16 protein-coding genes are annotated in these 13125 nt (G+C 42.6%); all 16 read left to right on the top strand.

Annotated features, from left to right (window positions below; translation table 11 throughout):
* A partial coding sequence (locus HT717_RS08165; protein ID WP_173304946.1) for an LPXTG cell wall anchor domain-containing protein occupies nucleotides 1–382 on the top strand: 382 nt, incomplete at its 5' end.
* Nucleotides 383–558: 176 nt separating this feature from the next.
* A complete protein-coding gene (hemW, locus tag HT717_RS08160; protein ID WP_173304944.1) occupies nucleotides 559–1689 on the top strand; it encodes a radical SAM family heme chaperone HemW in 1131 nt (376 codons plus the stop codon).
* A gap of 4 nt (nucleotides 1690–1693) precedes the next feature.
* On the top strand, nucleotides 1694–2431 hold the full coding sequence (locus HT717_RS08155; RefSeq protein WP_173304942.1) for an acyl-[acyl-carrier-protein] thioesterase: 738 nt from the start codon (nucleotides 1694–1696) through the stop codon (nucleotides 2429–2431).
* Nucleotides 2432–2441: 10 nt separating this feature from the next.
* Complete coding sequence (locus HT717_RS08150) at nucleotides 2442–3215, top strand: TIGR01457 family HAD-type hydrolase (RefSeq protein WP_173304940.1); 774 nt, start codon at nucleotides 2442–2444, stop codon at nucleotides 3213–3215.
* Nucleotides 3205–3822, top strand: a complete 618-nt coding sequence (locus HT717_RS08145) for a TIGR01906 family membrane protein (protein WP_173304938.1) — start codon at nucleotides 3205–3207, stop codon at nucleotides 3820–3822. The genes HT717_RS08150 and HT717_RS08145 overlap by 11 nt, the downstream gene beginning before the upstream one ends.
* Before the next feature lie 209 nt (nucleotides 3823–4031).
* Nucleotides 4032–4433: a Spx/MgsR family RNA polymerase-binding regulatory protein gene (locus tag HT717_RS08140; RefSeq protein WP_000631254.1), complete on the top strand. Its 402-nt coding sequence runs from the start codon at nucleotides 4032–4034 to the stop codon at nucleotides 4431–4433.
* The gene (locus HT717_RS08135; RefSeq protein WP_061087777.1) at nucleotides 4433–4711 is read left to right on the top strand and encodes a UPF0223 family protein; all 279 of its coding nucleotides are present in this window, start codon (nucleotides 4433–4435) and stop codon (nucleotides 4709–4711) included. Before HT717_RS08140 ends, HT717_RS08135 begins: the two co-directional genes overlap by 1 nt.
* The gene (locus tag HT717_RS08130; RefSeq protein ID WP_173304936.1) at nucleotides 4701–5474 is read left to right on the top strand and encodes an inositol monophosphatase family protein; all 774 of its coding nucleotides are present in this window, start codon (nucleotides 4701–4703) and stop codon (nucleotides 5472–5474) included. The genes HT717_RS08135 and HT717_RS08130 overlap by 11 nt, the downstream gene beginning before the upstream one ends.
* Complete coding sequence (locus HT717_RS08125) at nucleotides 5475–6779, top strand: RsmF rRNA methyltransferase first C-terminal domain-containing protein (protein ID WP_173304934.1); 1305 nt, start codon at nucleotides 5475–5477, stop codon at nucleotides 6777–6779.
* A 220-nt stretch (nucleotides 6780–6999) separates the two neighbouring features.
* Entirely contained in the window at nucleotides 7000–7878 is an 879-nt protein-coding gene (locus tag HT717_RS08120) for a phosphate ABC transporter substrate-binding protein PstS family protein (protein ID WP_004259857.1), read from the top strand.
* Nucleotides 7878–8795, top strand: coding sequence for a phosphate ABC transporter permease subunit PstC (gene pstC / locus HT717_RS08115; RefSeq protein WP_001070903.1), 918 nt, complete (start codon nucleotides 7878–7880; stop codon nucleotides 8793–8795). Before HT717_RS08120 ends, pstC begins: the two co-directional genes overlap by 1 nt.
* Complete coding sequence (gene pstA, locus HT717_RS08110; protein ID WP_000543046.1) at nucleotides 8785–9669, top strand: phosphate ABC transporter permease PstA; 885 nt, start codon at nucleotides 8785–8787, stop codon at nucleotides 9667–9669. Before pstC ends, pstA begins: the two co-directional genes overlap by 11 nt.
* Nucleotides 9670–9679: 10 nt before the next feature.
* A complete protein-coding gene (pstB, locus tag HT717_RS08105; RefSeq protein ID WP_173304932.1) occupies nucleotides 9680–10483 on the top strand; it encodes a phosphate ABC transporter ATP-binding protein PstB in 804 nt (267 codons plus the stop codon).
* A 12-nt stretch (nucleotides 10484–10495) separates the two neighbouring features.
* Nucleotides 10496–11254 carry a phosphate ABC transporter ATP-binding protein PstB gene (gene pstB / locus HT717_RS08100; protein ID WP_000133485.1) on the top strand — a complete coding sequence of 253 codons (759 nt, stop codon included), beginning with the start codon at nucleotides 10496–10498 and terminating at the stop codon, nucleotides 11252–11254.
* Nucleotides 11255–11265: 11 nt separating this feature from the next.
* Nucleotides 11266–11919, top strand: coding sequence for a phosphate signaling complex protein PhoU (gene phoU / locus HT717_RS08095; protein WP_000946458.1), 654 nt, complete (start codon nucleotides 11266–11268; stop codon nucleotides 11917–11919).
* A gap of 157 nt (nucleotides 11920–12076) precedes the next feature.
* Nucleotides 12077–12892: an ABC transporter substrate-binding protein gene (locus HT717_RS08090; protein ID WP_173304930.1), complete on the top strand. Its 816-nt coding sequence runs from the start codon at nucleotides 12077–12079 to the stop codon at nucleotides 12890–12892.
* Nucleotides 12893–13125: the final 233 nt, after the last annotated feature.

The raw sequence follows: 13125 nt of genomic DNA, 5'->3' as shown, positions 1-13125 counted from the left end.
GGTAGAAATCCCAGGTAAAGATGGCAAGCCAATCACAGTTACAATTGGTGAAGACGGTAAAGGTAAAGTACCAAACAGTGAATTACCAGAAGGTAAAGTTCCAGGTACAGCTAAGATTACTGAACCAGGTCAACCAACAGTTGAAGTTCCAGTAGAAACACCAGCTAAGGTCACACCAGAAACACCAACAACTGAAACACCAGTTGCACCAGTGACACCTGATATGCCAGTCAAACCTGATACTAATGGAGCTAAGTCAAATGATTCTCAAAATGTATTGCCAAATACAGGAACAGAATCAAATGCTGCTCTTGCATCTCTAGGACTTCTTGGACTATTGAGTGGATTTGGACTTGTAGCTCGTAAGAAAAAAGAAGACTAAAAATTTAGTCAGATGAACATTCATTCTTTTGTGTTTTAACAACGAACTAGATTGATTCTGATAGTTGTTTTATCCATAAAATACAAAGAATGATTAGATAAAGAAAGCGAACAATGCTAGGATTTTGTTAAACGGAATTCTAAGTATTGTTCGCTTTTTGTGGTATAATAATTACTATGCAGAAAAAACCAACATCAGCCTATGTGCACATCCCATTTTGTACCCAGATTTGTTATTATTGTGACTTTTCAAAGGTTTTCATCAAAAATCAGCCGGTAGATAGCTATTTGGAGCATCTGTTAGAAGAGTTTCAATCTTATGATATTCAAAGGTTGAGAACCCTCTATATCGGTGGTGGTACACCAACAGCCCTTTCAGCTCCGCAACTGGAGGTGTTATTGCAGGGCTTGACTAAAAACATGGACTTGTCTGCCTTGGAAGAATTGACCATTGAAGCCAATCCAGGGGACTTGGATGAGGATAAGATTGCTGTGTTGAAGAATTCGCCTGTCAATCGTGTTTCGCTAGGTGTACAGACTTTTGATGACAAGATGCTGAAAAAGATTGGGCGCAGTCATTTGGAGAAGGATATTTATGAAAATATCGACCGTCTGAAACTGGCTGGTTTTGACAACATCTCCATTGATTTGATTTATGCGCTACCTGGTCAGACCATGGAGCAAGTCAAGGAAAATGTGGCTAAGGCCATTGGACTGGATATTCCCCATATGAGTTTGTATAGCTTGATTTTAGAAAATCATACGGTCTTTATGAACCGTATGCGACGTGGGAAATTGCCTCTGCCTAAGGAGGAACTAGAAGCGGAGATGTTTGAGTACATCATCGCAGAGCTGGAGCGAGCTGGTTTTGAGCATTATGAGATTTCCAATTTCTCCAAACCCGGTTTTGAAAGTCGTCACAATCTCATGTACTGGGACAATGCTGAATACTATGGCATCGGTGCTGGTGCATCTGGTTATGTCAAAGGAGTGCGCTATAAAAACCATGGTCCGATTCGTCATTATCTGAGTGCAGTTGAGGAAGGCAATGCGCGTATTATAGAAGAGCACCTGAGTCAAAAGGAGCAAATGGAAGAAGAGATGTTCTTGGGCCTTCGCAAGAAATCAGGGGTCTCGATGGCGCGATTTGAGGAAAAATTTGGACGGTCTTTTGATGGACTTTATGGAGAAATTGTCAAGGATTTGGTTCAACAAGGTCTCATGCAAATAGAGGGTGACCGAGTTCGCATGACAAAAAGAGGTCTCTTTTTAGGAGATACTGTAGCAGAACGATTTATTTTGGAGTAGGATGATGGGCTTAACTTATCAAATGAAAATGAAAATTCCTTTTGATATGGCTGATATGAATGGTCATATCAAGCTTCCAGATGTGATTTTGCTCTCCTTGCAAGTTTCAGGGATGCAGTCGATTGAGTTGGGAGTTAGTGATAAGGCCATTTTGGAAAACTATAATCTTGTCTGGATTATCACAGACTATGATATTGAGGTGGTTCGTTTGCCTCGTTTTGCGGAAAAAATCACTATCGAAACGGAAGCCCTAAGCTACAATAGACTTTTTTGCTACCGTCGCTTTACCATTTATGATGAAGCAGGTCAGGAGCTCATCCACATGATGGTGACCTTTGTTCTCATGGATCGAGACAGTCGAAAAGTCCATGCAGTAGAACCTGATATTGTGGCTCCTTACCAGTCTGAGTTTGATAAAAAGCTTATTCGTGGTCCGAAGTACGAGTCCTTGGAAGAGCCAATCAGCAAGGATTACCATGTCCGTTTTTACGATTTAGATATGAATGGTCATGTCAATAACAGTAAATACTTAGACTGGATTTTTGAGGTCATGGGAGCGGACTTTTTGACCCAATATATTCCCAAGAAAATCAACCTTAAGTACGTTAAGGAAGTTCGACCAGGTGGTGTGATTACATCGGCTGTTGAACGGACTGGACTGGAAAGCGAGCATGAGATTACAAGCGACGGTTCTACTAATGCCCAAGCAATCATCACTTGGCAAGAAATAAAAAAGGATTAGGGAGAGATAGATGAAATATAAAGGCTATTTAATTGATTTAGACGGAACCATTTATAAGGGGAAAGACCGAATTCCAGCAGGGGAGGCTTTTGTCCATGAATTGCAAAAGCGGGACATCCCTTATCTTTTTGTGACCAACAATACAACCCGCACTCCAGAGAGTGTTCAAGAAATGTTGACTCAGAATTTTAATATCGATACGCCCCTGTCGACTGTCTACACAGCGACTTTGGCGACTATCGACTATATGAACGACTTGGGGCTTGAAAAGACCGTCTATGTCATCGGAGAAGCAGGGCTCAAGGAAGCCATCAAGGCGGCTGGATATGTGGAAGACAAGGAAAATCCTGCCTATGTGGTAGTAGGTCTGGACTGGCAGGTCGACTATGAAAAATTTGCGACAGCAACTCTTGCGATTCAAAAGGGAGCTCACTTTATCGGAACCAACCCTGACCTCAACATCCCGACAGAACGCGGTCTTTTGCCTGGTGCTGGTTCACTGATAACTCTGCTTGAAGTGGCAACACGAGTGAAGCCTGTTTATATCGGGAAACCAAATGCCATCATTATGGATAAGGCGGTTGAGCACTTAGGTTTGGAACGTGAAGAGTTAGTCATGGTCGGAGATAATTACCTGACTGATATCCGGGCTGGGATTGATAATGGCATTCCAACGCTCTTGGTGACGACAGGTTTTACCAAGGCAGAAGAAGTAGCAGACCTGCCAATCGCACCGACTCATGTGGTTTCTAGTCTTGCGGAGTGGGATTTTGATGAAAACTAAATTGACCTTTTGGGGCTCTATGCTCTTTCTCCTCTCCCTGTCAATCCTTCTGACTATCTATCTGGCTTGGGTCTTCTATCCGCTGGAGATTCAGTGGTTGCAACTAACGAATCGGGTTTATCTAAAACCAGAAACCATTCAGTACAACTTTCATATTTTGATGACTTACCTGACCAATCCTTTTAGTCAGATTTTACAGATGCCGGATTTTCGTTCGTCAGCAGCTGGGCTACACCATTTTACGGTGGTCAAAAACCTCTTTCACTTGGTTCAGCTAGTAGCTTTAGTGACACTGCCAAGTTTCTATTTCTTTGTCAAAGGGATTGTGAAAAAGGGCTTTTTGTCTCTATTTAGTAAAGGGCTTTTGACTCTAGTGGTCTTGCCTTTGCTGATTGGGCTTGGGGGAGTTTTGATTGGTTTTGATCAATTCTTTACCCTTTTCCATCAAATTCTCTTTGTGGGAGATGATACCTGGCTTTTTGACCCAGCCAAGGATCCTGTTATTCTGATTTTACCAGAGACCTTCTTCCTCCATGCCTTCCTCCTCTTTTTCGCCCTCTATGAAAGCTTTTTTGGCTATCTTTATCTGAAAAGTCTTAGGAAGTGAAACGAAAGCTATTTTTAATTTGTATATATAAACATGTATATCATTTGAAACCATCGTTAAGAGTGAATTAACTAATTCTGAATAGTATCAATCGTTCGCAAACAGTCTATTTTTCTTGAAAAATAGGCTTTTTTTCTAAAAATCGCTAGTCAAGCGCTTTATTTTTTTGTATAATAGAAGTAGCAAAGTATAGATAAGAAGAGAAAAGCATGATTACACTATTTCTATCACCGAGCTGTACTTCATGTCGTAAGGCAAAGGCCTGGTTAGAAAAACATAAGGTGCCCTTTGAGGAGCACAATATTATGACCAGTCCCTTAACAAGAAAGGAATTGCAACACATTCTTTCCTTGACCGAAAATGGTACTGATGACATCATTTCAACTCGTTCAAAAATTTTTCAAAAATTAGATATTGATGTAGAAAGTATTTCGGTATCGGAATTGCTTCATTTGATTGAGCAGTATCCTAGTCTTTTGCGTCGCCCAATTATTATCGATGCCAAACGCATGCAGATCGGTTTTAATGAAGATGAGATTCGTGCTTTTCTCCCTCGTAGTTATCGTAAGCAAGAACTAAAAGAAGCAAGAATGAGAGCTGGTATTAGTTAATGAACAAACAGTATAGTTACCCACTAGATTTGTCGTGGAGCACTGAAGAACTTGCTTCAGTGCTTTCTTTTTTTAATGATGTTGAAGCTGCCTATGAAGGCAAGGTAGAGGCTAAAAAGTTACTAAACTCCTATAAGGGATTCAAATTGGTTGTGCCAAGCAAGAGTGAAGAGAAGCGTTTGGGACGAGAATTTGAAACGGTTAGTGGCTATTCGCTTTATCGAGCGGTTCAGGCTGCCAAGGAAAAAGGGGAAGGGAAGATTTCTCTTGGAAAGTAAATTTGAATTTGCTAAAGAGTTAATTAAGAAAGCAGGCCAGTACATCCTTGGCCATATGCAGGAAGATTTGCGTGTTGAAACCAAGTCCTCTCCGACAGACTTGGTGACCAGACTGGACAAGGAAGTTCAGGAACTCTTGGTTGGTGAAATTCTATCCCGTTATCCTGAGGATAAGATTTGTGCTGAAGAAGGGTGTCTGCGAGCCTCGGTTCAAGAGGGCAAGGTTTGGGTTATTGATCCGATTGATGGTACCAATAACTTTGTAGCCCAGCAGGAAGATTTTGCTGTCATGATGGCTTATTTTGAAAATGGTCAGGGACAGTTTGGTCTGATTTATGATGTGGTCAAAGGGGATTGTTATCACGGTGGTGGTAAGTTTCCAGTTTTTCGAAATGATCAGCCTCTAGCTCCCTTTAAAGCAAAACCACTTGGAGATTTTCTCATTGCAGGAAATAGTGGCATGCTGGAAACCAATGAATGGGGGCTGGCTGATTTGAGTCGAGCGGTTCTTGGTGTACGTGTCTATGGAAGTGCGGCCATTAGTTTTGCCAAGATTTTGTCAGGGCGTTTGTTGACCTATGTCACCTATTTGCAACCATGGGATTATGCCGCGGCTAGTATTTTAGGGGAAAGTCTGGGCTATCGGGTGGTGACCCTTTCTGGTGAAGCTCCTGATTTTCAAACCAGGCAGCCGGTCATGATGGTTCCTCTTGAGATGCAGGAGGAAATTCAGTCCTATATTTACGAAAGGAAAAGAACTTAAATGCAATTTCCAGAAGGATTTGTTGAAAAATATGAAGAGATACTAGGAGATGAGGCAAGAGATTTTCTTGCCTCTTTTGAGGAGGAAGCGGTTTCGGCCTTTCGAGTCAATCCTTTAAAAGAAGTGCAAGCTTTATTTTCTGATCCTATTCCTCAAACCCCTTGGGGCCACTATGGGAAGGTTTCAGGAAAATCGCCTGAGCATGCTACTGGTTTAGTTTATTCGCAAGAACCCGCTGCTCAAATGGTGGCTCAGGTAGCCCAACCCAGTCCTGGAATGAAGGTCTTGGATTTGGCCGCTGCTCCAGGTGGTAAATCAACTCAGCTAGCAGCCTATTTAGCAGGAGAGGGTCTCCTTGTTTCCAACGAAATCTCAAGTAAACGGGCTAAGATTTTAGTAGAAAACATGGAGCGCTTTGGAGCGACAAATGTCGTGGTGACCAATGAATCTGCCGACCGCTTGGCCAAGGTCTTTAAAGGCTATTTTGACCTTATTGTCCTTGATGCCCCTTGCTCGGGTGAAGGAATGTTCCGTAAGCAACCAGATGCTATGGATTATTGGAGTCTCGATTATCCGGGTCAATGTGCTAGTTTGCAAAGAGAGATTTTAGCGGATGCGGTGACCATGCTAGCTGAAGGTGGTCGTCTGGTTTATTCGACCTGTACCTGGGCACCTGAGGAAAACGAAGAGATCGTCAATTGGTTACTGGAAGAGTATGATTTTGACTTGTTGCCAGTTGAGCATATCAATGGAATGGTAGCTGGCATTGACCTGCCAGAAACGGCTCGGATGTATCCTCATCATTTTAAGGGAGAGGGGCAGTTTGTAGCCCATTTACAGTTTAAGGGTAAAAATCCAGCTCCTAAATTTAAGGTAAGTAAGAGCAATCTTAGCCGTGAACAAGTTTCCCTGTGGCAGGAATTTGCCCAAAACCACTTGAAGGTCAATTTACACGGTATCTTGCAGACTTTTGGAGACCAACTCTATCTCTTGCCAGAACTTTTGCCAGATTTAGGGAAGCTCAAGATTGCTAGGAATGGCCTGCATCTGGGTACCTTTAAGAAGAAACGCTTTGAACCCAGTTTCGCTCTTGGCCTAGCCTTAAAACCGAGTCAGGTCAAGCAGTCGGTTGAAATTGATCAAGAAGAGTTTGTAAAGTATGTGGCTGGAGAAACTGTTCAGCTGGCGGAAAGTCTGCCAAATGGTTGGTACCAAGTTTTGGTTCAGGGCAACGGTTTGGGCTTTGCTAAGGTGACTGGAAATGTTTTGAAAAATTATTTTCCAAAAGGCCTCAGATTCAAGTGAAAATGCTAGTCAAAGTAGCTTGTCTATGTTATAGTGGAAGTATGGATTTTTTTCAAATTGTCTTTCATTTTAAGTCAAAATTGGTGGGCAAGGCAACTGAGAAAATTACTAGTAAAATCAAGCTAGCAACTTCAGTTGGCTCCCAATTTTCAAAAGAAAAACATAAATAAATAGTTGAAAAAATTCACAGCATTCACCATTATTTTCAAGGAGAAAAACAGTGAAAAAAAGGAAAAAACTCGCTCTATCCCTTGCAGCTCTTTTGCTGGCAGGTTCTTTGGCGGGATGTGCTAGCTGGATTGACCGTGGAGAATCCATGACAGCTGTTGGCTCAACGGCTCTTCAGCCCTTGGTCGAAGCAGCAGCAGATGAATTTGGCTCTATGCACGTTGGAAAAACAGTCAACGTCCAAGGTGGAGGATCTGGTACAGGTTTGTCTCAGGTTCAATCTGGAGCTGTTGACGTAGGAAATTCAGACGTATTTGCCGAGGAAAAAGACGGTATCAACGCATCTGCTCTAGTGGACCATAAGGTAGCCGTAGCTGGCTTGGCAGTAATTGTAAATAAGGAAGTTGACGTTGAAAATCTGACAACTGAACAACTCCGTAGCATCTTCACAGGTCAAGTGACCAACTGGAAAGAAGTCGGTGGGAAAGACCTAGCTATTTCTATTATCAACCGTGCGGCAAGTTCAGGTTCGCGTGCAACCTTTGATAGTGTCATCATGGATGGTCAGTCTGCTGTGCAGAGTCAAGAACAGGATTCAAATGGGATGGTCAAAAACATTGTTTCCCAGACACCAGGAGCCATTTCTTACCTAGCCTTTGCCTATGTGGATGACTCGGTGAAACGCATGAAGTTGAATGGCTATGAGCCGATTGCAGAAAATGTTACAACCAATAACTGGCCTTTGTGGTCTTATGAACACATGTATACCCTAGGTCAGCCGAACGAATTGGTAGCAGAGTTTCTCAACTTTGTCCTCTCAGATGAAGCGCAAAGCGGAATCGTTAAGGGGATGGGCTATATTTCTGTCAAGGAAATGAAGGTTGAAAAAGATGCTGTAGGAACGGTGACAGCACTAGAAGGGAGTCACTAATGAATCAAGAAGAATTAGCTAAAAAATTACTTTCTCCCTCAAAGAACTCTCGTTTAGAGAAACTTGGAAAAGGCTTGACCTTTGCCTGTCTGTCTTTGATTGTCATTATTGTGGCTATGATTTTGATCTTCGTAGCCCAAAAAGGTTTGTCGACCTTCTTTGTAAATGGGGTCAATATCTTTGATTTCCTATTTGGCCAAACTTGGAATCCTTCAGGTAAACAATTTGGTGCCCTTCCAATGATTTTGGGTTCCTTTATTGTCACAATTCTATCGGCCCTTATCGCAACTCCTTTTGCCATTGGTGCGGCAGTTTTTATGACCGAGGTCTCACCAAAAGGTGCTAGAATCTTACAGCCAGCTATTGAATTGCTTGTCGGGATCCCTTCAGTCGTATATGGATTTATCGGTTTGCAGGTCGTAGTTCCCTTTGTCCGTAGTGTCTTTGGTGGAACTGGTTTTGGGATTTTGTCAGGGATTTTCGTTCTCTTTGTCATGATTTTACCGACGGTAACCTTTATGACAACCGATAGCTTGCGTGCGGTGCCTCGTCACTACCGTGAAGCTAGTTTGGCTATGGGGGCTACTCGTTGGCAAACCATCTGGCGCGTGACCTTGAAGGCAGCGCGTTCAGGGATTTTCACAGCAGTGGTCTTTGGGATGGCGCGTGCCTTTGGTGAGGCCTTGGCCATTCAGATGGTGGTCGGAAACTCAGCCGTTGTCCCAACTTCACTAACAACACCTGCTGCGACCTTGACCTCTGTCTTGACTATGGGTATCGGAAATACCGTTATGGGAACAGTTGATAATAACGTTCTCTGGTCACTGGCCTTAGTCTTGCTCTTGATGAGTTTGGCCTTCAACAGTGTGATTAAATTGATTACGAAAGAAAGAGGAAAGAAAAACTATGCACGCTAAGAAATTAGATAAAATTGCAACAGCTGTCCTCTACTCGATTGCAGGAATTATCGTTGCCATCTTGGCATCCTTGATTCTCTATATCTTGGTTCGTGGTTTGCCCCACATCTCTTGGTCTTTCTTGACTGGCAAATCATCTTCCTACCAAGCAGGCGGAGGGATTGGAATTCAGCTCTATAATTCCTTCTTCCTTTTGGTCATCACCTTGATTATCTCTGTGCCTTTATCTATGGGAGCTGGGATTTTCCTAGCTGAATATGCTAAAAAAGGTCCTGTGACCAACTTTGTCAGAACCTGTATTGAAATCTTGTCTTCTCTACCATCAGTGGTTGTAGGTCTCTTTGGTTACTTGATCTTTGTAGTTCAGTTTGAGTACGGATTTTCAATCATCTCAGGTGCCTTGGCCTTGACAGTCTTTAACCTGCCTCAGATGACTCGTAATGTTGAGGACAGCTTGAAACACGTTCACCATACGCAACGTGAGGCTGGTTTGGCCCTTGGGATTTCTCGCTGGGAGACTGTGGTCCATGTGGTTATTCCAGAAGCTCTTCCAGGGATTGTAACTGGGGTTGTCTTGGCCTCTGGTCGTATCTTTGGTGAGGCGGCAGCTCTCATCTATACAGCAGGGCAATCCGCTCCAGCCCTTGACTGGTCTAACTGGAATATTCTTAGTGTGACCAGCCCAATATCTATCTTCCGTCAAGCAGAAACCTTGGCTGTCCACATCTGGAAAGTCAATAGCGAAGGAACCATTCCAGATGGAACCATCGTATCAGCAGGTTCTGCGGCCGTGCTCCTTATCTTTATCCTCATCTTTAACTTTGGAGCTCGCAAACTCGGAAGCTACCTACATAAGAAATTAACCGCTGCCTAAAGGAGAAGCCATGTCAAAATATAATTGGGATGAAAAGCATATCATCACCTTTCCTGAAGAGAAAGTGGCCCTCTCTACTAAGGATTTACATGTTTACTACGGTAAAAAAGAATCCATCAAGGGCATCGATATGCAATTTGAAAAAAATAAAATTACAGCCTTAATTGGCCCATCTGGATCAGGGAAATCAACCTACCTCCGCAGTATCAACCGTATGAATGATACCATTGATATTGCTAAGGTCACAGGTCAAATCCTCTATCAAGGGATTGATGTCAACCGTCCAGAAATTAACGTCTATGAGATGCGTAAGCACATCGGAATGGTCTTCCAACGACCAAATCCCTTTGCCAAGTCTATCTACCGCAACATCACTTTTGCCCATGAACGTGCAGGGGTTAAGGACAAGCAAGTCTTGGATGAAATTGTGGAAACCTCTCTTCGTCAAGCTGCCCTTTGGGACCAGGTCAAAGATGATTTGCACAAGTCAGCCTTGACCCTATCAGGTGGTCAGCAGCAACGTCTCTGTATCGCTCGTGCTATCTCTGTTAAACCAGATATCCTCTTGATGGATGAACCAGCGTCAGCCTTGGATCCGATTGCAACAGCCCAGCTGGAAGAAACTATGTTGGAATTGAAGAAGGACTTTACCATCATCATCGTGACTCACAGTATGCAGCAGGCTGCGCGTGCTAGTGACTACACAGGATTTTTCTACTTGGGTGACTTGATCGAGTACGATAAGACCTCTAATATTTTCCAAAATGCCAAACTACAGTCAACCAATGACTACGTAACAGGACACTTTGGATAGAAAGGAAACAGTATGACAGAAGCGATTTTACAGGTGTCAGACCTGTCCGTTTATTACAATCAAAAAAAGGCCTTGAATAGTGTTTCCCTATCTTTCCAACCTAAGGAAATTACAGCCTTGATTGGTCCATCTGGATCAGGGAAGTCAACTCTTCTCAAGGCTATCAACCGTATGGGAGATCTCAATCCAGAGGTGACCACAACTGGTTCGGTGGTTTATAATGGCCACAACATCTACAGCCCGCGTACAGATACAGTTGAATTGCGGAAGGAAATTGGTATGGTTTTCCAACAACCAAACCCTTTCCCTATGTCTATCTACGAAAATGTTGTTTATGGGCTTCGTATCAATGGAGTGAAGGACAAGCAGGTTCTGGATGAAGCTGTGGAAAAAGCCTTGCAGCGTGCTTCTATCTGGGATGAGGTCAAGGACCGCCTGCATGATTCGGCTATCGGGCTTTCAGGTGGACAACAGCAACGTGTCTGTGTTGCCCGTGTCTTGGCAACCAGTCCTAAAATCATTCTCTTGGATGAACCGACTTCAGCCTTGGACCCTATCTCTGCTGGTAAGATTGAGGAAACCCTGTATGGGCTAAAAAATAAATACACCATGCTCTTGGTTACGCGTTCTATGCAACAAGCCTCTCGTATCTCTGACAAGACAGGATTTTTCCTTGATGGGGATTTGATTGAATTTAACGATACCAAGAAGATGTTCCTCAACCCACAACACAAGGAAACAGAAGATTATATTTCAGGAAAATTTGGATAAGGAGATAAATGATGTTACGTTCTCAATTTGAAGAAGATTTAGAGAAATTGCACAATCAGTTCTATGCTATGGGACAGGAAGTGCTATCCCAAATCAATCGTACAGTGCGTGCATTTGTTACGCATGATCGTGATTTGGCCAAGGAAGTCATCGAAGACGATGCAGAAGTAAACGAATACGAAGTGAAGTTGGAGAAGAAATCATTTGAAATGATTGCCCTCCAACAACCCGTTTCTCAGGACTTGCGTACCGTTTTGACAGTCTTGAAGGCCGTGTCTGACTTGGAACGTATGGGTGACCATGCTGTTTCCATTGCCAAAGCGGCAATCCGTATGAAGGGAGAACAACGCATCCCAGCTGTTGAAGAAGAAATCAAGAGAATGGGTCGCGATGTCAAGAACTTTGTCGAAGCAGCCCTTGAACTCTATCTCAATGGTTCAGTAGACCAAGCCTATGAAGTAGCAGCCATGGACGAAAAAATCAACCATTATTTTGATAGCATTCGTGACTTGGCTACAGAAGAAATCAAGAAAAACCCAGATGCCATCGTTACAGGTCGTGATTACTTCCAAGTGATTGCTTTCTTAGAACGCATTGGAGATTATGCCAAAAATATCTGTGAATGGGTTGTTTACTTTGAAACAGGTAAGATTGTTGAACTATAAAATAGGTTCAATATGTATAAAAAGGAGCTTGAAATCAACTGATAGCTCCTTTTCTTGAATGAAAAAAATATTTTTAAGATAAAAATTCAAAAAACACTTGACAACTACCTTGGATAGCGTTATAATTATACAAAATTAACAGAGAGGTTGTTTATTTATGAAATCAAAAAAATGGATATTTGTTTTATGTAGTTTTATTGCAAGTTTTTTCTTAGTAGCTTGCCAGTCGGGTTCTAATGGTTCTCAGTCAGCTGTTGAGGCCATTAAGCAAAAAGGGAAATTGGTTGTGGCGACCAGTCCTGACTACGCACCTTTTGAATTCCAAGCCTTGGTTGATGGAAAAAACCAGGTAGTCGGTGCGGATATTGATATGGCCCAAGCTATCGCTGATGAACTTGGGGTGAAGTTGGAAATCTCAAGCATGAGTTTTGACAATGTTTTGACCAGTCTTCAAACAGGTAAGGCTGACCTAGCAGTTGCAGGAATTAGCGCTACTGATGAGAGAAAAGAAGTCTTTGATTTTTCAATCCCTTACTATGAAAATAAGATTAGTTTCTTGGTTCGTAAGGCTGATGTAGAAAAATACAAGGATTCAACTAGCCTAGAAAGTGCTAATATTGCGACCCAAAAAGGGACTGTTCCAGAATCTATGGTCAAGGAACAATTGCCAAAAGCTCAATTGACTTCCCTAACCAATATGGGTGAAGCTGTTAATGAATTACAGGCTGGAAAAGTAGATGCTGTTCACATGGATGAGCCTGTTGCCCTTAGTTATGCTGCTAAAAACGCTGACCTAGCTGTCGCAACTGTCAGCTTGAAGATGAAGGACGGCGAAGCCAATGCAGTTGCTCTTAGAAAAAATAGTGCTGATTTGAAAGAAGTGGTGGACAAGGTTATCCAAAAACTCAAGGATGATGGTACTTACCAAAAATATCTTGAAAAGGCGGCAACCTTAACAGAAGTTGAAGAATAATACTCAATGAAAATCAAAGAGCAAACAAGGAAGCTAGCCGCAGGCTGTACTTGAGTACGGTAAGGCGACGCTGACGTGGTTTGAATTTGATTTTCGAAGAGTATTAGGACCTAGTTGAGCTAGGAACCGACAGTATCTTATATAGAATAGGAGAAGGAGATGAGTTCAGGTAAAATTGCTCAGGTTATCGGTCCCGTTGTAGACGTCTTGTTTGCAGCAGGGGAAAAACTTCC

Origin of the sequence: Streptococcus sp. 959 (assembly GCF_013277075.1) — a bacterium.
GTDB classification, from domain to species: domain Bacteria; phylum Bacillota; class Bacilli; order Lactobacillales; family Streptococcaceae; genus Streptococcus; species Streptococcus pseudopneumoniae_C.
Note: the sequence above shows the minus strand (reverse complement) of the source record. Positions and strands in the feature narration are given on the sequence as shown.